16 protein-coding genes and 1 other RNA gene are annotated in these 25,045 nt (G+C 24.3%); 8 read left to right on the forward strand and 9 right to left on the reverse strand.

Translation table 11 applies throughout. The annotated features are described in order from the left end of the window. Positions 1-33: 33 nt before the first annotated feature. Together gyrA and BUCIPSTX3056_RS00615 are read right to left on the reverse strand one after the other, a co-directional pair. The gene (gyrA, locus tag BUCIPSTX3056_RS00610) at positions 34-2,532 is read right to left on the reverse strand and encodes a DNA gyrase subunit A (protein ID WP_075474556.1); all 2,499 of its coding nucleotides are present in this window, start codon (positions 2,530-2,532) and stop codon (positions 34-36) included. Positions 2,533-2,832: 300 nt separating this feature from the next. Further along, positions 2,833-3,435, reverse strand: coding sequence for a peroxiredoxin (locus BUCIPSTX3056_RS00615; RefSeq protein WP_075474558.1), 603 nt, complete (start codon positions 3,433-3,435; stop codon positions 2,833-2,835). A gap of 158 nt (positions 3,436-3,593) precedes the next feature. Between BUCIPSTX3056_RS00615 and ung the strand changes: the two genes are divergently transcribed. Next, positions 3,594-4,271, forward strand: coding sequence for a uracil-DNA glycosylase (gene ung / locus BUCIPSTX3056_RS00620; RefSeq protein WP_075474560.1), 678 nt, complete (start codon positions 3,594-3,596; stop codon positions 4,269-4,271). A 61-nt stretch (positions 4,272-4,332) separates the two neighbouring features. On the opposite strand, the gene grpE is transcribed toward ung, so the two are convergent. Together grpE and ssrA are read right to left on the reverse strand one after the other, a co-directional pair. Next, complete coding sequence (gene grpE / locus BUCIPSTX3056_RS00625; RefSeq protein WP_075474562.1) at positions 4,333-4,857, reverse strand: nucleotide exchange factor GrpE; 525 nt, start codon at positions 4,855-4,857, stop codon at positions 4,333-4,335. Between the two features lie 454 nt (positions 4,858-5,311). Next, positions 5,312-5,681: a transfer-messenger RNA gene (gene ssrA, locus BUCIPSTX3056_RS00630) on the reverse strand. Between the two features lie 226 nt (positions 5,682-5,907). Between ssrA and grxD the strand changes: the two genes are divergently transcribed. Beyond that, complete coding sequence (gene grxD, locus BUCIPSTX3056_RS00635; protein ID WP_082253741.1) at positions 5,908-6,237, forward strand: Grx4 family monothiol glutaredoxin; 330 nt, start codon at positions 5,908-5,910, stop codon at positions 6,235-6,237. A 29-nt stretch (positions 6,238-6,266) separates the two neighbouring features. Here the strand turns inward: grxD and rnt are convergent, their stop codons facing one another. Beyond that, on the reverse strand, positions 6,267-6,941 hold the full coding sequence (gene rnt / locus BUCIPSTX3056_RS00640; protein ID WP_075474568.1) for a ribonuclease T: 675 nt from the start codon (positions 6,939-6,941) through the stop codon (positions 6,267-6,269). A 653-nt stretch (positions 6,942-7,594) separates the two neighbouring features. On the opposite strand from rnt, the gene pth reads away from it, so the two are divergent. Next, on the forward strand, positions 7,595-8,176 hold the full coding sequence (gene pth, locus BUCIPSTX3056_RS00645; RefSeq protein ID WP_075474571.1) for an aminoacyl-tRNA hydrolase: 582 nt from the start codon (positions 7,595-7,597) through the stop codon (positions 8,174-8,176). A 67-nt stretch (positions 8,177-8,243) separates the two neighbouring features. After that, complete coding sequence (gene ychF, locus BUCIPSTX3056_RS00650; protein ID WP_075474573.1) at positions 8,244-9,332, forward strand: redox-regulated ATPase YchF; 1,089 nt, start codon at positions 8,244-8,246, stop codon at positions 9,330-9,332. A 92-nt stretch (positions 9,333-9,424) separates the two neighbouring features. Here ychF and thrC read toward each other — a convergent pair whose 3' ends face one another. From thrC to pcnB, 4 genes are all read right to left on the reverse strand, one after another. After that, positions 9,425-10,717 (reverse strand): threonine synthase, encoded by a 1,293-nt coding sequence (gene thrC, locus BUCIPSTX3056_RS00655; RefSeq protein ID WP_075474575.1) that lies wholly within the window; start codon positions 10,715-10,717, stop codon positions 9,425-9,427. Further along, positions 10,714-11,652 carry a homoserine kinase gene (gene thrB, locus BUCIPSTX3056_RS00660; protein ID WP_075474577.1) on the reverse strand — a complete coding sequence of 313 codons (939 nt, stop codon included), beginning with the start codon at positions 11,650-11,652 and terminating at the stop codon, positions 10,714-10,716. Before thrB ends, thrC begins: the two co-directional genes overlap by 4 nt. 18 nt (positions 11,653-11,670) lie before the next feature. Then, on the reverse strand, positions 11,671-14,124 hold the full coding sequence (thrA, locus tag BUCIPSTX3056_RS00665) for a bifunctional aspartate kinase/homoserine dehydrogenase I (RefSeq protein WP_075474579.1): 2,454 nt from the start codon (positions 14,122-14,124) through the stop codon (positions 11,671-11,673). Between the two features lie 485 nt (positions 14,125-14,609). Beyond that, a complete protein-coding gene (gene pcnB, locus BUCIPSTX3056_RS00670) occupies positions 14,610-15,836 on the reverse strand; it encodes a polynucleotide adenylyltransferase PcnB (RefSeq protein ID WP_075474581.1) in 1,227 nt (408 codons plus the stop codon). A 784-nt stretch (positions 15,837-16,620) separates the two neighbouring features. Here pcnB and truA point away from each other — a divergent pair. The 4 genes from truA to BUCIPSTX3056_RS00690 all read left to right on the forward strand — a co-directional run bounded on the left by truA (position 16,621) and on the right by BUCIPSTX3056_RS00690 (position 25,003). Continuing rightward, complete coding sequence (gene truA / locus BUCIPSTX3056_RS00675) at positions 16,621-17,430, forward strand: tRNA pseudouridine(38-40) synthase TruA (protein ID WP_075474582.1); 810 nt, start codon at positions 16,621-16,623, stop codon at positions 17,428-17,430. 549 nt (positions 17,431-17,979) lie between these two features. Next, positions 17,980-20,571, forward strand: coding sequence for a preprotein translocase subunit SecA (gene secA / locus BUCIPSTX3056_RS00680; RefSeq protein WP_075474584.1), 2,592 nt, complete (start codon positions 17,980-17,982; stop codon positions 20,569-20,571). Between the two features lie 515 nt (positions 20,572-21,086). Further along, positions 21,087-23,747 carry a pyruvate dehydrogenase (acetyl-transferring), homodimeric type gene (gene aceE, locus BUCIPSTX3056_RS00685; RefSeq protein ID WP_075474585.1) on the forward strand — a complete coding sequence of 887 codons (2,661 nt, stop codon included), beginning with the start codon at positions 21,087-21,089 and terminating at the stop codon, positions 23,745-23,747. Between the two features lie 11 nt (positions 23,748-23,758). Then, positions 23,759-25,003, forward strand: coding sequence for a 2-oxo acid dehydrogenase subunit E2 (locus BUCIPSTX3056_RS00690; RefSeq protein WP_082253721.1), 1,245 nt, complete (start codon positions 23,759-23,761; stop codon positions 25,001-25,003). Positions 25,004-25,045 lie beyond the last annotated feature (42 nt).

Here is a 25,045-nt window from a genome sequence, read left to right on the forward strand (position 1 = left end):
AAAATTACTATGAAATTTTTTTAAGTAGTAATTTTATGATATTACGGGAGTATAAGATAGTTTTTGTAAACCAACTACTTTTTCTTTTCTCATAGTTCTAATTAAAATAACTCCTTGAGTATTTCTTTGTAAAATTGCAATTTCAGATACTCTAGTTCTAACAAGAGTTCCAGCGTCTGTAATCATCATAATCTGATTGTAATGATCTACTTGTATAGCTCCTATAACAACTCCATTTTTTGGAGTCACGCGAATAGAAATAACACCTTTAGTAGCTCGTGATTTAATAGGAAATTGATTAATTTTAGTTCTTTTTCCATATCCATTTTCTGTTACGATTAATATATCATCTTTAGTTTTAGGAACTAACAACGATACGACTCGATCGTTGGGAATAATTTTTATACCTTTAATGCCTGCAGCAGTTCGACCCATTTTTCTTATAGTGGTTTCAGAAAATCGAACTACTTTTCCCTTAGAAGTGAACAGTAGTATATTATTTTTACCATTGGTTAAAGAAACACCAATTAATTCATCATTTTTTCGTAAATTAATTGCTATAATTCCAGAATTTCTAGGTTTTTTAAATTTATCTAATGATGTTTTTTTCACAAAACCTAAAGCAGTGGCCATAAAAATATTTATTGATGATTTGTATTTTGAAATAGGTAGAATTGTTGTGATTCTTTCTTTTTGGGTTAACGGTAGTAAATTAATGATAGGACGTCCTCGTGCATGTCTGCTAGTTTCGGGTAATTGATATACTTTCATCCAATAAAGTATTCCTCGACTAGAAAAACATAAAATAGTGTCATGAGAATTAGCTACTAATAAATTTTCTATATAATCTTCATCAGTAGTTTTTGCTGCAGATTTTCCTTTTCCTCCTCTTTTTTGAGCGTTGTAATCTGAAATTGGTTGATATTTTACGTATCCAGAATGCGATAGAGTTACTACAACGCTTTCTTGTATTATCATATCTTCCATGTTTATTTCAGATGTTTTATTTATAATTTTCGTTCTACGTAAATCAGAAAATTGATTTTTTATTGTTGACAATTCTTTTTTGATTATTTTCTTTAATTGATCAGAACTAGATAGGATTTTTTTTAAAATTAATTTTTTTTTTAATAAACTGTTATATTTATTATAAATATTATTTTTTTCTAATGTAGTCAGCTTATTAAGTTTCATATCTAAAATAGCTTGTGTTTGTTTTTTACTAAAACTAAAATTTACTGTTTGATTACATATATTATTGTGTATACGTACAGTATTATTTTTTTTCCATGTTATTTTTTCTAAATTTTTTCTCGCTGTTCTACTATTATTAGCTAGTTTTATTATTGTAATGATTTTATCTATATTGTCTAAAGCAATATAAAATCCTTCTAATACATGTATTTTTTTTGTGTATTTATTCAGTTTGAATAAACATTTTCTAGTAATAATTTTTTTTCTGTGCTCTATAAACTCTTTCAGTATTTTTTTTAAACCCATTGTTTTAGGTTGTCCTGAAGATAAAGCAACCATATTTATTCCAAACGATGTTTGTAATGATGTTAAAGTATAAAGTTGATGAAGCACTACTTTAGTAATAAAATCTTTTTTGATTTCTATTACAATTCTCATCCCGTCTTTATCAGATTCATCACGAATAGCAGAAATTCCAAGAATTTTTTTTTCTTTTACTAATGAAGCAATTTTTTCAATTAATTTAGATTTATTTACTTGATAAGGTAATTCATATACTATTAAAGATTCTTTTTTAGTTCTCTCGTTATATTCAATAGAATATTTTGATCGAATAGATATTTTTCCTTTTCCTGTAAGATAAGCTTCTTGAATACCACTTCTTCCATAAATAATTCCAGCTGTTGGAAAATCAGGACCTGGAATATACTGCATTAGTTTTTTTAAAGAAATGTTTGGATTTTTAAGGTATTCAATGCAACCGTTAATTACTTCTTGTAAATTATGCGGAGGAATATTGGTTGCCATACCTACAGCAATACCGGAGGATCCATTAATTAATAAATTAGGAATTTTAGTTGGTAAAATTTCTGGTATTTTTTCTGTTCCATCGTAATTTAAAACGAAATCAACTGTATTTTTCTCCAAATCATTTAGCATTTCGTGAGCAATTCTAGACATACGTATTTCTGTATATCTCATAGCTGCTGCAGAATCTCCGTCAATAGATCCAAAATTTCCTTGTCCATCGATTAAAGTGTATCTTAGAGAGAATTGTTGAGCCATACGTACAATGGCGTCATATACTGCAGAATCTCCGTGTGGATGATATTTACCAATTACATCACCTACTATTCTTGCAGATTTTTTATATGGTTTATTCCACTTATTACGTAATATATTCATGGCAAATAATATTCTTCTATGTACGGGTTTTAGTCCATCTCGTACATCTGGTAATGCTCGTCCAATAATTACAGACATAGCATAATCAAGATAAGATCTTTGTAACTCTTCTTCAATATTGACCTTTTTTATTTCTTTTGCAATATCACTCATTTTCTTATCTCTTTCGGATAATCTTTTTTAATATATTTTAATTAAAATTATGTTTTTTTTTGATTTGTTATGTGAATACAAAAATGGAATAAGAATATTATTTTATAAATAGAATATGTTAGTCAATAATATTATTTTTGCTGTAAAATGCTGTAATTTTAAAACGGTACCACATAACAATACTTATTGTTATGTTGCACTGATACAACAATATTTAAATGTAGATTTATATTTAAAATAAACTAATTCTATTAATTTTTCATAAAAATTTATAGAAATATATTGTTTATATGAAATGAATTATATTTTTTGAAAATTTCTTGACAGATATTTTTTTACTCCTTCTGGAGTTGCCTGCATAGATTCTTTTTCTGTACTCCAATTAGCCGGACACACTTTTCCAGATTTTTTATACAATTTAAAAGCATCAATTATTCTGATAATTTCTAGAATATTTCTTCCTATTGGAAGGTCATTAATAGATTGGTGACGAATAATACCATCTTTATCAATTATAAAGGATGCTCTGAAAGCAATTGTTAACTCCGGATGTTCAACTCCGTAAGATTTTTGTATAGCTTTAGTAATATCGGATATCATAGGAAATTTTACTGTTCCAATACCTCCATGTTTAGGTTCTATATTTCTCCAGGCGTTATGTACGTATACTGAATCTACAGAAACACCTATAATATGTACGTTTCTATCATTAAACTCGGAATATAGGTTATTAAATGCTATTAATTCTGAAGGACATACAAATGTAAAATCCATAGGCCAAAAAAATAATACTGTTATTTTTCCAGAACTATATTCATATAAATTAAAATCATTAACTATTTTACCGTCAGGTAAAACTGCTGATGCAATAAAATTAGGAGCTTTTTTAGATACTAAAATCATTTTTATTCCCCTGTATATAAAAACTATCATATGATGAATTGTATATAATTAAATTATGATATACTATATCATAATTTTTATTTATTCATATTATTTTAAAAGATTATTTTTAATAAAAAATATATTTTGTTTCTTATTTTATAAGATTGGTGTATACAATGAATACTGTATCTGACTATTCCTGGTCAAAATTTTTTTTTAGAGAAAAAAAAAAAAAATATTTTATGTATTTATGGAATACTTTACAAAAAATACAACAAACCACATCAGTTTATCCTCCTAAACAAGATATTTTTAATGCTTTTTTATTAACTCCAGTATCAGAAATTAAAGTAGTAATATTAGGTCAAGATCCATATTGTCGATACGGACAAGCGAATGGTTTATCTTTTTCAGTTTCAAAATTAAAACCGTTACCGTCTTCATTAAAAAACATATTTATAGAGTTAAAGTATAATTTTCCACAGTTTGCAACTCGTACTAACGGATGTTTAAAAGATTGGTCTAGGCAGGGTGTATTTTTATTAAATTCCATATTAACAGTTTCAGATGGTTTTCCGGGATCCCATAAAGGACTGGGTTGGGAAAAATTTACTGATCAAGTTATTAAATTCATTAGTGATGTTCATAAAGGTATAATATTTGTATTATGGGGTTCTTTATCAGGTCAAAAATATCGTTTAATAAATAAAGATGTACATTTTATATTACAATCGTCACATCCATCTCCATTATCTTCTCACAGAGGTTTTTTTGGATGTAAACACTTTTTAAAAATAAACAGAATATTAATAAAGCAAAACAAAACACCAATTAATTGGTTTAAAAATATATAATTTTAAACCATTCTAATATTAGCTAATATTTTTTCTGTTATGTTAAATAGTATATTGTAAATTATACAACAATAGTAGCTTTTTTGATTATATAATTTTTAAATTTATATCCGACTTTTTTTATTTTTTTAACTTGCGTATTATTTAGGCATGATTCTTTATTATTGTTTTTTTTGAAAGTATGTATATTAGAATCAAATGGTATATTAGTTTGATTAATTTTTTTTATATGCCATGTTTTTAAATTTTTTTCTAATATATTATTGGTTAATCGTATTCCTTCAATTACTGGTTTTGGTACAGATACAGATTTTTTAGATATTTTTACTAAATTATCAATTTGGTTGATGATAGATAATATGTTTTTTAAAAAATTTTTAAATTGGTTTTTTTTAATTGATTTTACTTCTTGTATATTTTTTTTTATTGCATTGTCTATATTAGCGTAATGTCTTAATTTTATAGTTTTTTTTTCTTTTTTTAAATAAAAAATTTTTTGTTCAATTTTATAGAGTTTATCTGTTTTTTTTGTCTGTTCGGTTTTTTTTGGAGAAATATTATTTGTAATGTTTTTTTTATTTTTCATATTTTTTCTCGACTATATCTTTATTAATTGATTTTTTATTAAAATTATTTAGAAAATAAAATTATTTAGGTAATTTTTAAATAACAAAAGTTATGGCTTTTTTTTTAAGATATTTATAGTATATGTTTTATATGTATTAAACATTGTATTGAATATGTATATATATAATTTTAATGTAGCAAAAGAATATTTTTTAATTTATGTTTGTCTATTTTTGTAATTTATGTATTGGTATTTTACACGAATTATTTTTGTTTTTAAATATTTTAAAATATTTAAAAATTTTTTGTATGTTAATTGTTTTTAAGATGTTATTTTTTTTAATGAAAAATAATTATTATTGTTATTATGTTTATATGTATATTCTGAACAAAATACAATTATTTTTATTAATATTTGTATATTTTTTATACATTATTTAACCAGATGTTTAGTTAAAATTTTTAAAAAATTTTTGGAGCTGGCGGGATTTGAACCCGCGTCCAAAATAACTAATATTATTGTTCTACATGTTTAGTTTATTTAATTTTTTAAAATAAGACTTAATAAACAAAGTATTATTTTGTATCTTAATAAAATACAATCTTATTGTTTTAAGATTAACGATATAAGAATGTCTCTTTTAATATAACCTTTCTAAAATATAACTTATCTATTAAAGAGAGTAAATAGATTAGCGAGAAAGGGCTTTATCTAGGTTTTTAAGCTGCTAAAGCGTAGTTTTTTTGTTTTGCATTTAATAAATTTGGTTTTTTAACGAGGCAAACCAATCCTCGACATGCTGCAATAATTTTTGTATATTCTGTCAAATCCATAACAGCCCCATATGTGAATTACATTATAATAGATCTATTTGATTTAGACAATATTTATATATAAATTTTATTTTTTTTATTAAAATATTTTAAAAAACATTTTTTTATGTCTATATTTATAGTACCATTAGTTTGTTTTTTATTAAAAATATAATGATATTTTTATCATTATATTTATAAAAAAATTTTATGAATTGTATGTAATTTTATTACATTTGTGAGTGATATTAATATGATAGATGTTATTAAAAAAATAAAAAAGCAATTAAAGAAAAATATTATTGTTCTTTATATGAAAGGTTCTCCTGAATATCCTAGTTGTGGTTTTTCTGCTCGAGCTGTTCAAGCTTTATCTTCTTGTACTTCAAAATTTTTTTATGTTGATGTTTTAAAAGATACAGACATTCGTTTAGCTTTACCAAAATATTCAAAATGGCCAACTTTTCCTCAATTATGGATTAATGAGCGTTTGATAGGCGGATGCGATATTATTTTAGAATTATTAAATAATGGAGAATTATTAAATTTAGTTAAAAATTGTCAACATAATATTAAATTAAAGTAATTATGGTCATGAATTAAGGATTATATACATTATGTGTCAAACATCTCATCTTTTTTTTTACGGTGAGATGTGTTTGGAGGCCATCCTCCAATTCTTTTCCACCTATTTACTAATTCACAAAATAAATGCGCTGTTTGCAAGGTATCGTATAAAGCGGAATGTGCTTGCGTTGTATCAAAAGGGATACCGGCCATCTGACATGCTTTTGCTAGTACTGTTTGCCCAAAAATTAAACCACTAAGTGCTGCGGTATCAAATGTAGTAAAAGGATGAAAAGGATTTTTAATAACTCCTACTCTTTTAGCTGCTGCCATTAAAAAGTTATGATCAAAATTAGCGTTATGAGCAACTAGTATTCCTTTTTTGCATTTATTCAAGCTAATTTTTTTTTTTACTAGTTTAAAAATACTTTTTAGCGCGTTTTGCTCACTAACAGCTCCTCTAAGAGGATTGAAAGGATCTATTTTATTAAATGCTACCGATTCTGCTTGTATAATCGATCCTTTAAAAGGTTTAATATGAAAATGTAAGGTATCATCTATTTGTAGCCATCCATGTGTATTCATTTTTAAGGTTACAATTGCAATTTCTAACAAAGCATCTGTTTTTGCGTGAAATCCTGCACTTTCTATATCTATAACAACGGGATAGAATCCTCTAAATCGATTTTTTATCATAAATCGTAAATTTTGTTTTATAGACATATGTATCTCAGTTTCATTATTTAGAATAACATTGAATTTATCTGTATGTATTTAACAATAATAAAATTATAAACATCTTGTTTAAATAACTCAATACATTTAAATACAATAATGATTGTTTTTATAATGCTATTATTAAATGATTATTTAATTATTAATATATATTTATTTTTTAATATATTATTTTTAATAATAGTTATTAAATGTATATAATAATATGATTTTTCAAAAAATAGAAATTTATTATATTAAGATATATTGTTACATATATCAATATCAAATATGTTTAACAAACATATCAATTTTTGAAATAAAGAAAAATCTTTATCTTAAAAGTATATAAAATTTATTTTTAGAGTATTTTGTGTTTTTAATGGTTTTTGTAATGATATATATTGTTTATGATTTATAAAAATATTTTGTGTATGTAGTATTTTTTTTATAGATTTTATCACGAAAAAAAGTATATAACATATAATCATGTAATGTATAAGTATATACACATATAAGTATGTAACATACGAATATATTATATAGTAGATATAAGTATTTAATACTTATATATATTTTATATAAGTGTATAATATTTTTATTAGTGATTTTGTAAAAAATGTATAATAATTTAATTATATTTAATTTTTAAAGAAGGTATTTTGAAAAAAATAAAAATGATTGTTGGTCTTGGAAATCCATTAAATCAATATTGTAATACACGACATAATGTAGGTTATTGGTTTATCAATATGTTATCTAATGTTCATAAAATTTCATTTAAATTTAAAAAAAGTTTTTTAGGATATGTTTCAAATATTACAGTAAATAATCATTTAATTTATTTATTACGACCACATGTATTTATGAATGTTTCAGGTTTTTCAGTACATGCTGCCTCATCTTTTTATAAAATTGATTTATCTGATATTTTAATAGTACGAGATGAATTAGATTTATTTCCTGGAATAGTAAAAATAAAATTTGGAAAAAGTCATAATGGCCATAATGGTGTTAGAAGCATCATCAGTCATTTCTCTTCCAAAGACGATTTTATGCAACTATGTATTGGAATTGGTCGTCCAACACAAAAAAAAAATGTATCAACATTTGTACTAAAAAAACCTACAAAAAAGGAAGGTAGTATAATCAAAAAAGCAATATTAGAATTTATTCTATTAACTAAAGATTATATATATAAAAAAAAATTTTTGAAAAATAAAAAAATTATTATAAATAAATAATTTTTATTATAGTGATTAATTGTATTGTCTCTAAATTTAATTTAAAACTAAATAGGTATAAATTATTGTGGTATATAAATGTGGTATTGTGGGGTTGCCTAATGTAGGAAAATCTGCTTTATTTAATACGATAACAAGATTAAATATCCCATCAAAAAATTTCCCTTTTTGTACTATTGAACCAAATATAGGGATAGTTTCTATTCCTGATAATAGATTAAAAAAAATAGCTGTTTGTTTATCAACTAAAAATGTTATACATAGTGTTATTACTATAATTGATATTGCTGGATTAGTAAAAGGTGCTTCTAAAGGAGAAGGTTTAGGTAATAAATTTTTAAAAAAAATTAGAGAATGTAACGCTATTATGCATGTTGTTCGTTGTTTTATAAATAATGAAATAACGCATGTATATAATAATATAAATCCGTTGCGTGATATTGACATTATTAATACAGAATTGTTATTGTCCGATCTTGGTTTATGTGAAAAAATTTTTCAAAAACAATCTGTTCAAAAAGATATAAATGATGTGCGTCATTCAGTTTTTTTTAATTTAATTCAAAGATGCATATATCAATTAAAATCTGGTTTTTTTTTGAAAGATTTAGTTTTTTTAAAAGAAGAATTAAAAATTTTACGACAATATCAATTTTTAACATTAAAACCTATGATTTATATTTTTAATATGACTAAAGATATGCGTTGTAACATTAATATTAATGAATTATATAAAGATAAAAATGTTGATTTATCTACTGTTATTCCTGTTGTTTTGGATCATAAACATAGTATTCAAACAAATAATATTGATGTTTTATCTACTCAAAAAAATCGTTTATTTTTTTTTGATGTAGATTTTAATAAGTTTATCAGACATTTATGCACTTCTTTATGTTTAAAGACTTTTTTCACTGCTGGACCAAAGGAAGTACGGTCATGGACATTTAAAGCAGAAAAGACAGCTATTCAAGTTGCTAAGTTAATTCATACTGATTTTTCTAAAGGGTTTATTAGAGCTCAAATTATTTCATACATTGACTTCATCAAGTATCGTAACTTAATTAAAATTAAGCAATTAGGAAAAATACGTAGTGAAGGAAAAAAATATATAGTACAAGATGGAGATATTATAAATTTTTTGTTCAATGTATAAATTGCAGAATTGAAATAGTAATACATATTAATTTTAAGTACTCTCTAATTTAGAGAGGGATTCTAATATTCCTCTCTAAATTATAAGATTTGTTAAATTTTTGTTAGTAAAAAATTTTTTAACTTCAAAAAATCTGGTTTCATATGATGTGAAAAATTCTTTAAATTTATTCGAGATTGTAAAGAATGAGGTAATTTTAATTTAATATTTAATATGGACTCAACTGTATTTTGAAATTTAGAAGGATGAGCTGTTCCTAAAAATAATCCAAAATCTGTTTTTTTCATGTATTTAATTAGTACTTTATATGCTATAGCTGCATGAGGTTCTGATATATATCCTATTTTATAAAGTTCCTGAAGAGTTTTTATTGTTTTTTTGTCAGATATGCTTCCAGATTTTAGAGTATTTAAATTCCATTTTTTTCGTCTAAAGAGCTCTTCTACTCTCGGCCAGTTATTAGGTTGGCTGATATCCATAGCGTTAGAAATTGTAGATATAGTATGACTAGGTTTCCATGTACCGCTATTTAAAAAACGAGGTACTGTATCGTTTGCATTAGTAGCAGCAATAAAGGATTTTATAGGTAATCCTAATGATTTTGCAATTAATCCAGCAGTTAAATTACCGAAATTGCCACATGGTACAGATATTACAATATCTTTGTGATGTTTTGGTGATATTAATGCAAAGGCTTCAAAATAGTAACAAATTTGAGCTAATAATCTACTAATATTAATAGAATTTGCAGAATTTAGACCAATTGTTTCTTTTAATTTTTTATCGTTAAACGATTGCTTAACTAAATATTGACAATCATCAAAGCTTCCATCAATTGCAATAGTGTGTATATTTTTTCCTAACGTACAAAATAGTTTTTCTTGCAGAACACTTACTCTTCCTTTAGGGTATAGTATTACAACACGAATGTTTTTCATACAATAAAATGCATGTGCAACCGCAGCCCCTGTATCGCCTGATGTTGCAGTTAATATAGTCATAATAGAATTTTTATTCTTCCAAAATGATAACATATTTGCCATAAATCTTGCACCAAAATCTTTAAAAGCTAAAGTTGGTCCATGAAACAATTCTAAACAAGATATATTGTTGGTTACAGGTACAATAATTGGTGGGGTAAATGAAAAAGCAGATTTAATTTGTTTTTTTAAATCAGGTAATGATATTTCATCAGATATAAAATGAGACAGTATATGCGCACTACGTGTAATAAAATCCATTTTTATTAACTTTTTTAAATCGTGAGAATTAAATTTTGGTAAATATTTTGGAAAGAATAATCCTTGTTTTTTTCCTAAACCATACTGAATAGCATTTAAAAAATTTACCTCTTCTTTATGATCTTTTAAATTATATAGTTTCATTGTGTAAATCTCATTTTTCTTGCACCTAATTGATCAATTTTACAAATATAAACAAATCCTTTATTATTGATAATAAAATTTTTTTCTAACCATTTTTTTACTTTATTCGCGATGGAAATATTTAAACATATTGAAAACAATGTTGGCCCGGAACCCGAAATATTACAAGTTAATGCTCCTAATTTCATTATAGATTTTTTTATGTGTATAAATTTTGGTATTAATGGAATTCTATAGGGTTCTGCCAAAGCATCTTTCATAAAGCGAATAGCTAGTTCTGGTTGTTTTGTATGTAACGCATGTATGAATGTTGATATATTTCGACTGTTTTGTATACATATATCTTTTTTATAACGTATTGGAAGAATATTTCTTGCTGCTGAAGTAGATAATGTGACTCCTGGCCATGCAATTATCCATAACCAATTTTTAAAAATAGGAAGTTTTTGTGTAATGTAATTTTTATCTCCTGTAATTAATTGCAACCCTCCTAAATAACACGGAGCGACATTGTCATAGTGAACACTTCCAGATACGTCTCCTTCCAAAGATCCCATTAGTTTTATTAGTTCTGTTTGTGAGAGCTTTGTGTTATAAAATTGATTGAATGCCAGAACACTAGCTACTACAGATGAAGCGCTTGAACCTAGTCCAGATCCTACAGGCATGTTTTTTTCTAATTTAATTGATATTGGTTCTTTTTTATTAGTATGTTTATTAAACCAACACCATGCTTTCCAAGTAATGTTTTTTTTTATGTCTTTAGGTAAATTACTAGAAAAAGATCCATTACAGTGTAATTGAAATGTATCTGATGACTGTATTGAGATACAATCTCCTAATAAAGTTCCATCTATGGGTGTAATAGCTGCTCCTAAAATATCAAAACCAACACCAACATTACCAATGGAAGCAGGAGCATAAATTTTTATCATTATCGTAAACTCGTAATGTTATAATATAACACGTAATAAATCAGAGAAAATACCTGATGCTGTTACTTCATTTCCAGCCCCGTAACCGCGTAGTATTAAAGGAATGGGTTGATAATATTTTGTATAAAAGACAAATATATTTTCTCCATTTTTAACATAATATAATGGATTTTTATTATCTACAGCTTTAATTTTTATGTTGCATGATCCATTGTTTTTTATTGTACCAACAAATCGTAATACTTTTTTTTCATTTTTTGCTTTATTGATTTGCCGAATAAATATATTATTTAATTTTTTTAGTTGTAAAAAAAATTCTTTTTTATGATTTGATTTATTAAAAGAATCAGGTAATATTTTTTCTATAGTAATATCGGATAATTCTAATTTATATCCAAATTCTCGTGCTATAATTAATAATTTTCTAGCTACATCTGTTCCTAAGAGATCATCTTGAGGATTCGGTTCTGTAAATCCTAATGTTTGTGCTTGTTTGATAGCATCTGATAGAGAAGTATTACCGTCTAATTTTCCAAATATGTAAGACATGGATCCTGATAAAATTCCTTGAAATTTAATTAACTGATCTCCAGATTTTATCAGATTTTTTAAATTATTAAGTATAGGTAATCCAGCTCCCACATGTGTTTCATAAAAAAATTTTTTATTATACTTTTGAGCTATTTTACGAATTGATTTATAATTAGAAAAGAATGAAGAGTTAGATTTTTTATTAGCTGTAATTATATGAAATCCTTTTTTCATGATTATTTTATATTTTTCTGCAATATCTTGACTAGCAGTACAATCTATTAAAACTGGATATAAATATCCATTTTTTTTTACTAAATTTAAAATTTTTTCTAAGATAAATAATTGATTAGATTGATTAAATTGTTTTTTCCACTGAATTAAACTAATTTTTTTTTTATTTTCTATATAAGTAGTAGAATTTGCAATTACATTAACATTTAACTGAATAAAAATTTTTTTTAATTTTTGTTCTTGCATTAAAATAATATCTAATAATTTTGATCCAACTCCACCTATACCAATTAAAAAAATATTTACAGGAATAGTTTTATAAAGAATTAAATCATGAATTTTTTCTGTAATATCAATGATATGTTTATCATGTAAAACAACAGATAATGATATTTTGGAAGTATTATATGACACTTCTAGTATTTTGTTTTTAAAACTATTTACTACCAGACATATTTTTTTTAATATGTCAATGTTATATTTTTTGATGTTATAGCCAATTATAGAAATTATGCTAAGTTTTTTAACACAAAGCACTATTTTTAGTGATTTTTTTTGTATTTCTGCACTAAGTGCTTTTTTTAATTTTAGTTTTATATTTAATAATGGATTATTTTGTATATAAAAACTAATTGTGTTATTTGATAATGATTGGTTTAATAGATATGTAGTAATGTTTTTTTTAGATAAATATTTGAATGTTTTATTTAAAATTTTTTCTTGATTTGATTCTTTTATTTTAGTTATTTTTATTAAAATAATTTTTTTTAAATATGTAATTCCTTTAATTATATCAATATTATTATTATTTTTTATAGTTAAGAGAGTACCTGGATAATTAGGATTATTAGTATTTTTAATAATACATGGAATATTATGAATTTGTAACGGTTTTACTGAAGCAGGGTGAATAATTTTAGCGCCGAAATAAGATAATTCTAGTGCTTCTTGATATGTAATTTCTGATATAAATTTGGCTGTAGATATAATATTAGGATCGCTTGTGTATATTCCGTTTACATCTGTCCAAATTTCACAAGTATGAGAATTAGTACATACAGATAATATACTAGCAGAATAATCAGATCCGTTTCTTCCTAAGACTACTAATTCTCGAGATTTATTACCAGCAATAAAACCAGGCATTAAAATAATTTTTTTTTTATTTACATTTAAATTTTTGAAATTTTTTTTAGATTCATGTATTTTAACAATAGCGTTAAGATAGTTAGATGTAGCTGATATTAGTTTTACAGGATTGATAGTTAAAACATCATGTCCGTATGACATTAGTAATTCTTTCATAATTTTTACAGACAAGATTTCACCCATGCTTATTACTTGAGCATAGATTTTGTCTGGACATTTTTTAAATAATTTAATTAAATTTAATAACTTTTGTAATTTTTCGCACTGTTTTGTTATTTTTTTTTGAATGTTATTTTTGGGATATTTTTTATTAGTTGCATATATTTTTTTTGTCAATTTTAAAAAAAAATTTTTTAAAGTAGTTAATTCTTCCGCGGGAACGTTGTTGTAACGGATACATTTTAAAACAATCATCTCTAGATGATTTGTTATAGTAGCCGGCGCGGACAATACAACTGATATTTGATTAATTTTTGTTTGATTAATAATAATTGAAGATACTTGTATAAATTTTTTTGCGTTTGCAAGAGATGTACCTCCGAATTTTAGCGTTTTCATAAATATAATCTCGTATTAAAATCATTATTTAAATTTAATTTATTAAAATGGTATTTTTTCTATGTGTACAAATTTTAGTTACAATAAATATTGATAGATTATCTGAAGTATTGTGATTGTATTATTATGGATGATATGAAAAATTCAGAGTAATAATGTTATTATTGCTTGTATATATACTTTTAATATTTAGATAAAATTTTTATGAGATAATTAATAAATTGTATCATATTTTTTGTTTTTTTTCTTTTTAAAAATTAATTTATTATAAATATTACGAACAAAATAACTATTATATTAAATATTTTATCAATTACGTTAAAACTATATTAGTTGTTATATTATGTTAGATTTTTATATTTTTAATTATAGTATTTAATGTTACAGTGATTAATTTGATAGATTTTTTACTTAAATAAAGATTAATATATATCATTTTTGTATAAACTATACTAAATAGTGCGTGTTATTATGAATAATATATATTAATATTTTTTTTTAAAAAAAATATTTTTTTTATTCCATAGAAATAAAATTTTTTTTAGTTCAAGTTTATTTTCTATTTTAGAACGTAGTGAAATTAGTTCCAAAGCTTGAAAGAAAATATTATTTTTCTTGATTATTTTGATTTCATTTTTTTTTTTTTCTTCTATTTCTATTTGCAGATTCCATATTTTTTCAATATTTATTAGAATATTTTTCGGAATTCCTAATAATAATGAGTATTTTTTTAAAATGTAATGAACAGAAATAGAATATGCTTTTAAATATTTTATTTTTTTTTTAATTAATAGTATTTGTATTTGTTCTTTTAATGGATACCATAGTAATGATGCAAACAAAAAAGAGGGACATCGTATAGAGCAATGTGCAGAATAAGAATCTACTTTTTTTAAACACGCAATAATGATATTATGTAAAAAATTTGTATTTTTTTTACTAAATTTATTTGATAAAAAAGGTAGTAACGGATATATTAAAGAATATTTTTTTAATCGCATGTAAGTTAAATAACCAAAACCTAAACAAAATAATTTTATAGATTCGTTAAATAATCGAGCTCGAGGGATGTTTTTTAATAGTTTTGACAATTTAATAATAGGTGCTTCGGTTTTTCTATCTATGTGCATGTGTAATTGTACAGAAAAACGAATGACTCTTAACATTCTTACAGGGTCTTCTCTATAACGAGTTTCTGCATCACCTATGAGTCTTATTATTTTCATTTTTATATCTTTAATTCCGCCTACATAATCGCGAATACTGAAATCTTGAATATTGTAATATAATGCATTAATTGTTAAATCTCTTCTATATACATCTTCTTCAATTTTTCCAAAAGTGTTATCGAATAATAACATTCCATTATCGGATTTTTTGATTTTAGGGTGTATTTTTTTTTTATCAGTATTGTTATTTTTTGTTCTGAATGTCGATACTTCAATAATTTCACTTTTAAATATTAAGTGCGCAATAATAAAACGGCGCCCTATTAACCGACAGTTTTTGAATAGCTTTCTAATTTCGCTTGGTTTTGCATTGGTAGCAATATCAAAATCTTTAGGTTTTTTACCTAATAATAAATCTCGGACCCCACCACCTACTAAGTATGCCTCATATCCTAATTTGTTTAATCTATATAATACTTTTATAGAATTTTTACTAATTTTTCTCTGAGATATATTATTATTCTTTTTTATAATTAGCTTCATATTTTAACGTCGATGTTATTTTATATTTATATATGGTTTTTTAAAATTAGTAATATTAATGATTTATTATAGTAAAATTTTTTTTATATTTTATACATTTACACAAGATATATATGAAATATATTTTTTTTATGAAATATAAAAATTTTGATATATCTTTTTATATATAATAGATTGATACAAACAATCTTGTTCTAGATATACTTAATAAAAAATATTTTTATAAATATTAATATTGATAACATATTAACATAGAGTATATTTATACACATAACATTTAATAGATGATTTATAAAATTTTTAGATTTTAGAGTTTATTATTGAAAAAGATTTGTTGATTGTATTGTTTTTTATATAAAGGTATTAGAAACTTTACTTATGTAGTTATATATAATTAGTTTTTTACATATAATTTGTGTTGATAATTTTATATATCAATGTAATTATACTAATTTAATAATTACAATAATTTATAAATAGAATTTTTTTTGTAAATTATGTATTTCACTAGAGTTTATTGTAGTCAATATAAAAATGAATGATTCACGCGTTCTATTTTTCTATAGAATATATTTTGCTAATTGATTATTAGATAAATATTTTTTATAAAACGTTAAAAATAGAGTATTTATGTATGCATAAAATATTTAATAGAAGATATTTTCCATATAAAACATAATACGTTATGAACAATATTTTTATATGTAAATATGTATATAATATATAGGATATAATTATTTTTTTTGTTGGTAAAAATTAAATGGTATGATTAGGAAAAAAAAAGATGAAGTTTGTATTAGGTATAGAGTATGATGGAAGTATATATTTTGGTTGGCAAAAACAACGATCGTTTTCAACTATACAAGGATGTATAGAACAAGCTTTATCCAAAATAGCTGATTATAAAATAGATATAATTTGTGCCGGTAGAACAGATAGAGGGGTACACGCCATGATGCAAATTGCTCATTTTAGTACTCATGTAGTTCGTAGTTCTTCCGTTTGGTTGAAAGGTGTGAATTCTTTATTACCGAAGGACATTACAGTGTTGTGGTTAAAAGAAATTACATCTGATTTTCATGCTAGATTTTCAGCGTTATCGCGATCATATCGTTATATAATTTTAAATCGTAATATACGGTCAAGTTTTTTAACTAAATATTATTTTTGTGTAAAAAATTTATTAGATATTAAAAATATGCAGATTAGTGCTAAGTGTTTATTAGGTTTACATGATTTTACAGCTTTCAAGAGTAGCGGTTGTCAATCTTTTTCTCCATATAAAAATATAACTGCATTAGTAATATATAGGATTCATGATTTTGTAATTATTGATGTTACTGCTAATTCTTTTTTATATCATATGGTTAGAAATATTGTTGGATGTTTAATTAAAGTAGGTTTATCAAAATGTAGTGTTGTTTGGATAAAACAGATTTTGTGCAATAAAAATATAAATAAAATTTATCCTACCGTTTCTTCTTCTGGATTGTATTTTTTATGTGCTACATATCCGGATCGTTATTTTATACCTAATAATTGTTATATGTTTAGATATAAAGGTTTATTTCAACAACTTTTAAATCAGTATTAATAAAAACATAGTATTTTTTTTTTAGTATTTTTATATTTAAGTATAAAAATTTATTGTTATAAATAATATTTAAATTATATGCATTTTATTAATAAAATTAATTAATTAAAAAAACGTTTATTTATAAAAACTTTTCATTGTTTTTATCCATATATTTTATATATATGATAATATGGAAAATATTAGAATTTATTTTTTATTTTTTTAAGATTTTTATTAATGATTTTTATTTTATTAAAAGTAACACATGTGTGCATTTTAGAAATACATATTCTTATATGCACTAAGTGTGTAATTTTTATTATTTATATTTTTTTTCTTTATATAAAATATATAGTACATTTTTTTAGTTATGCATGTAATAATTTTATTTATATATATAAACATATTTATACGTGTCTATAAAAATTTTACATAGTAAAATATGTTAAATAATATATGTATATGTTTATTTAGTTTCACGATATTTTATGGATTAATATTTTTATCAAATGTTTGTTAAACTGTATGCGATTTTTTACTTGTAGTTTTAAAATATGAGATTTAACTATGTTAGGTAAAATAATTAACAATTTTTTTTTAAGTCGCAATGAACGTATTTTAAAAAATTTGAATGAAATTGTAGTTAAAATCAATATGTTAGAAAAAGATTTACTACAACTTACAGATTATGAGTTAAAAAAAAAAACAGATGAATTTAAATTACGATTAAAATATGGAGATACTCTTGATTCATTACTTCCAGAAGCTTTTTCTGTTGTTCGGGAAGCTAGTAAACGAGTTTTTGGAATGCGTCATTTTGATGTACAGATTTTAGGAGGAATTATTTTACACAAACAGAGTATTGCTGAAATGCGTACCGGAGAAGGAAAAACACTGACCGCTACTCTTCCGGCATATTTAAATGCTTTGTTAGGTGACGGTGTACACATTGTTACAATGAATGATTATCTTGCGAATAGAGACGCAAATAAAAATCGTGTTTTATTTGAATTTTTGGGATTAAGTGTTGGGGTTAATGTATCTGGTATTTCACAAGAAGATAAAAAAAAAGCATATTTAGCAGATATTACTTATGGTACTAACCATGAATATGGTTTTGATTATTTGCGAGACAATATGGTTTTTTGTAATAAACAAAAAGTACAAAGAAAACTGCACTTTGCTTTAGTAGACGAAGTTGATTCAATTTTAATCGATGAAGCCAGAACACCTTTAGTAATTTCCGGACCTATAGAAAATAGTGATTTTTTATATCAAAAAATAAATTCTTTAGTTCCTTATTTAATCCCTAAAAATAAAAAAAATTACACTGAAACTGATAAAATAGGTGATTTTTATATAGATTATAAACAACGTCAAGTTCATTTAACTGAAATAGGATTAATTAAACTTGAAAGGTTATTAGTAAAACATAACTTTTTATCTAAATCAGAATCATTGTATTTATCTAAAAATATTTTCTTCATTCATCATGTTCTTTTAGCGCTAAAAGCACATTATATTTTTTTAAAAAATATAGATTATCTGGTACAAAATAACAAGATAATTATTGTAGATGAACATACAGGAAGAATTATGTCTGGAAGAAGATGGTCTGATGGACTACATCAAGCAGTAGAAGCAAAAGAAAAAGTACTTATACATAATGATAATCAAACACTAGCATCAATTACATTACAAAATTATTTTCGTTTATACTCTAAGCTATCAGGTATGACAGGTACAGCTTCAACAGAAGCATGCGAATTTAATTCCATTTATAATTTAGATACTGTTATTATACCCACTAATAAACCTATGATTCGTAATGATATGTCTGATTTAATATATCTTTCTGAATTTGATAAAATTAATGCAATTATATCTGATATACAGGATTGTGTAAAACGAGGACAACCCGTCCTAGTAGGGACGGTCTCTATAGAAAAGTCTGAAAAAATTTCTAAAATATTAAAAAAAATTAATATTTCACATAATGTTTTAAATGCTAAATTGCATTCTAAAGAAGCAATAATTATATCCCGAGCTGGAGAACCAAAGGCTGTTACTATTGCAACTAATATGGCTGGAAGGGGTACTGATATTGTTTTAGGAGGAATAAAATTAGAGACAAGAAAAAAACAATGTATTGTTAATAGGAAAAGTGTATTTCAATATTCTTGGAATAAAAAAAATCATGCAGTTATTAAATCAGGAGGTTTACATATTATAGGAACTGAACGACATGATTCGAGAAGAATAGATAATCAATTAAGGGGACGATCTGGCAGACAAGGAGATCCTGGTTCTTCAAGATTTTATTTATCATTAGATGATACTTTAATTCGTTTGTTTGCTTCCGATAATATTATTAGTTTTATTAAAACGATTGGAATGAAAAAAGGACAATCTATTGAGCATCCTTGGTTAAATTCTGCAATTGAAAGAGCTCAAAAAAAAGTAGAAAATCAAAATTTTGATATAAGAAAACAATTATTAGAATATGATAATGTTATTAATGAACAACGTGAAGTAGTATATAGAGAAAGAAATAAGTTAATTAATATATCTAATATTCACGATCATATTTTAAAAATCTTAAAAGATAGAATTAATTTTTGTATTAAACAATATATTTCTGGAAATACAGTTAATCAAGATAGTTTTAGATCCTTGGAAAAGGAGTTAAAAAATAATTTTTATTTTATTAAATCAATTAATAAATTTTTAGAACATGACACTACATTATATGACAATGTAGATAAATTAATCGATTTAATTGTTACTACAATACAATTTAGTTATAGTAAAAATACTTCTTTAGTTTCGAAAAAATGTTCTAATATGATTGAAAAATCAGTTATGTTACAAATATTAGATATTTTTTGGGTAGAACATTTAAATTCAGTAGATTTTTTAAGACAAAGTATTCATTTACGAGGATATGCTCAACAAGATCCTCAACAAGAATATAAAAGAGAATCGTTTTTTATGTTTCAATCCATGTTAGAATCTATAAAAAATAATGTAATAAAAAGTTTAGTTAATATTTTTTATGTAGATTTTGAACAAAAAAAAAATGTATATATGAATATAATTGATCGTAAGGATTATAATGAATTTCATTTGTTAATCATGAAATCTATTAAAATAACATGATTGTAAGCTAATTTTTATGTTTTAAAAATTTTTTTAATATTAGAATATGTCTTTTTTTCTGTTATTTATTAGTTTTAATAATGATTTTTGTTATGCGCTCATGAGTACACTGGATGTATTAAAAAGAATATATAATTTATATATAAAAACAAGATCTTTGTTCATTAAAAGAATATATTTTTTTTAAAAAATTTTACGTTTAATTATTTATCCGTTATTTTTCAATAGTTGCATGTATTTTAAAGATATATTTTTATATGAATATGTAAAACGATAAAATGATTGTATATGATCAATTTTTTAAGATAAAAATATATTGTATTTAAATAAAAATCTTAATTAAATAAAATATATTGTGCGATAAATGAAATTTAAACTACTTTAGATATAAACATTACTTCATATATACTATATTATATTTTATAATATCACAAATAAAATAAATAGAAAAATTATTAAAATTATATCAGTGATTAAATTATTAATATGTAGTTATTTTAAAGGTTTGTAACAGTATGTCAAAAAATATTCTTAAAGACATTGATCCTATCGAAACATCTGAATGGATAGATTCTATTGAATCTGTAATAACAAGATATGGTATAAAACGAGTTCATTTTTTAATAAATAAAATTTTAAACTCACGAATGTTAAAAGATACTAATATTCATAAAAATGTTTTTTCTAATTTTATAAATACTATTCATGTTAATCGAGAACCAAAATATCCAGGAAACATTAAAATAGAAAAAAAAATTTGTTCAGTAGTACGATGGAATGCAATTATGATGGTTTTACGAGCTTCAAAGAAAAATTTAGATTTAGGAGGACATATTTCTTCTTTTCAATCATCTGCTATGATCTATGAAGTTTGTTTTAATCATTTTTTTCGTGCTTGTAATAATTATGACAGCGGTGATTTGATTTATTTTCAAGGACATATATCTCCAGGTATTTATTCTCGGGCATACTTAGAAAATCGTATAACAAAAGAACAATTAGACAATTTTAGACAAGAGACTAACGGAAAAGGATTATCTTCGTACCCGCATCCTAAATTAATGCCTAATTTTTGGCAATTTCCTACTGTTTCGATGGGTTTAAGTGCTATTTCAGCTATTTATCAAGCAAAATTTTTAAAATATCTGTATAATAGAAATTTAAAAAATACTTCAAAACAAACTGTATATGTTTTTTTAGGTGATGGTGAAATGGATGAACCTGAATCTAAAGGAGCTGTTACAATTGCTGCACGAGAAAAATTAGATAATTTAATATTTGTTATTAATTGTAATTTACAAAGATTAGACGGTCCTGTTCATGGGAATGGAAAAATTATTAACGAACTAAATGATTTTTTTTTAGGCGCTGGCTGGCATGTTATTAAAGTGCTTTGGGGAAGTCAATGGGATTCTTTATTAGAACAAGATGTATCGGGGCATTTAAAAAAACTAATGAATGAGACAGTTGATGGTGATTATCAAACTTTTAGATCTAAAAACGGCGCTTATATTCGAAAATATTTTTTTGGTAAATACGCAGAAACAGAAAAATTAGTTGATAATATGACTGATGATGATATTTGGAAATTAACACTGGGTGGTCATGATTTTAAAAAATTGTACTCTGCTTTTCATGCAGCTAAATTAATAAAAAACAAACCAGTAGTTATATTAATTCATACGGTTAAAGGTTATGGTTTAGGAAATATTGCTGAAGGTAAAAATATTGCTCATCAAATTAAAAAATTAGATATTCAAGATATTCAGCACCTAAAAAAACAATTAAACATAAAGATAGATTTACAAGATTTACAAAAATTACCATATGTAAAGTTTTCTTCGGACTCTATAGAGTATCAATACTTACATGATCAAAGAAAAAAACTGCACGGTTATGTACCTTTTCGATTAAATAATTTTTCCGAATGTTTATCAATACCTCCTCTAGAAGATTTTCGCTTATTACTAGATGAACAAGTAAGACCTATATCTACCACTATTTCTTTTGTACGTATTCTAAATATACTTTTAAAAAATGCTCATATAAAAAATAGAATTGTACCTATTATAGCAGATGAAGCACGTACTTTTGGTATGGAGGGTTTATTTCGTCAGATTGGTATTTACAATTATCAAGGACAAAAATATACACCTGCCGATAAAGATCAGATTTTTTATTATAGAGAAGACACTAACGGTCAAATTTTACAAGAAGGTATTAATGAATTAGGAGCCGGTTCTTCATGGCTAGCTGCAGCAACTTCTTATAGTACTAATAATTTTCCTATGATACCTTTTTATATTTATTATTCTATGTTTGGTTTTCAAAGAATAGGAGACTTTTTGTGGTCGTGTGGAGATCAACAAGCAAGAGGTTTTTTAATTGGAGCAACATCTGGAAAGAGTACATTAAACGGAGAAGGTTTACAGCATGCAGATGGACATAGTCATATTTTATCTGCAACTATACCTAATTGTATTTCTTACGATCCTACTTACAGTTATGAATTAGCTGTTATTATACAATCTGGTTTAGAGCGTATGTATGGAAAAAAACAAGAGAATGTTTTTTATTATATCACTACTTTAAATGAAAATTATGTTATGCCTAAGATGTCGCATGATATGATAGAAGGAATTTGTAAGGGTATTTATAAATTGAAAACATATTCTGGAAGCATAGGTCATATTCAACTACTAGGTTCCGGGGCCATTTTGCGGTGTGTTGAAAAAGCTGCTAAATTTTTATTATCTGAATATCAAATTGGTTCTGATATTTATAGTGTAACATCTTTTACAGAGTTGGCTCGTGATGGTCAAGATTGCGTGCGTTGGAATATGTTACACCCTTTAAAGAAAAAAAAAATACCATATATTACTTCAATTATGAATCAAGAACCTGTTGTTGCAGCTACTGATTATATGAAAATTTTTGCAGAACAAGTTAGAGCATATATACCATCAAATATATTTCGTGTATTAGGATCTGATGGATATGGAAGATCTGATAGTCGAAAAAAATTACGTGATTTTTTTGAGATTGGTACATCTTATATTGTAAGCGCAGCTTTAGATGCGCTAATTCAGCAAGGAAAAATAAATAGAGTAGTTTTAATTAATGCTTTAAAAAAATTAAATATTATTTCCGATAAACCAAATCCTAGGCTCATATAAGAGGTGATATAGTGGACGTAGAAGTATGTATGCCAGATATTGGAATGAAGTGTGCAGAAGTAATTGAAATTTTAGTACAAGTAGGAGATAAAGTAATCAAAGAAGATGGTTTAGTGTCTGTAGAAAGTCATAAATCTGTATTAGAAATACCTTCTCCTGTTTCTGGAATTATTAAAAAAATTTGTATTAAAGTAGGAGAATCAGTTCCTGTAAATAAATTAATGATAGTTATAACAAAAAGTTGTTATACAAATAATTTGATTAAAAAAAATAAGATTAACAATGGTTGTATTGTTAATAAACGTGATCAATTGAATATTAATAATAGTGTTAGTTCTAAAAATAATTATCAAAATGAAAAAATTTATGCATCTCCGATAGTTCGTCGTATTGCTAGAACACTTAACATTAATTTGTTAGATGTTCATGGAAGCGGAAAAAAGGGATGTATTACTAAAAAGGATTTGAAAAAATATAATATTTTGAATGATAATGGTATAGTATATCATACTAACGATACTTCATTAAAAGAAGATAACTTAAATGGTAAAAATAGTAATCAAGAATATCAATTATTAACTAATATTCAAAAAATTTCTGGAAGTAAATTATTAAACAATTGGAAAAGTATTCCACATGTTACTCAATTTGATGAAACAGATATCACTGATTTAGAGGAGTTCAGAAAATCTTATAACTCTCGTAATGTTACAAATAAAAATTTTCAAAAAATTTCATTACTATCGTTTATAGTAAAATCTGTTGTTCATGTTTTATTAAAATATCCTAGATTTAACAGTGTTTTAGATGTGAAAAAAAATGGCATTATTTTAAATAACAATATAAATATCGGTATAGCTGTAGATACACAAGTCGGTTTATTAGTTCCGGTTTTAAAAAATTTAAAATATAAAAATATTAGTGAAATATCATGTGAGATATTTAATCTAGCTCAAAAAGCAAAAAATAATCAGTTAAACATTTCAGAAATGCAAGATGGTAGTTTTACTATTTCTAGTTTAGGAGGAATCGGTGGAACTGGTTTTACTCCTATTATTAATGCACCTGAATCTTGTATTCTAGGTGTATCAAAAGCAACAATAAAACCTGTTTGGATCAATAACAAGTTTTGTCCTCGTTTAATACTTCCTTTTTCTTTATCGTATGATCACCGTGTAATTGATGGAGCCGATGGAGCGCGTTTTACAAATTTTTTAGGTTTTTTATTATCTGAAGTTAAAAATTTATTAGTGTAGTAGTTAATAAACAGTGTAATAATTTTTATAGTTATTGTTTAT

The sequence above is a fragment of the Buchnera aphidicola (Cinara pseudotaxifoliae) genome, assembly GCF_900128595.1.
Classification (GTDB): Bacteria; Pseudomonadota; Gammaproteobacteria; order Enterobacterales; family Enterobacteriaceae; genus Buchnera_F; species Buchnera_F aphidicola_J.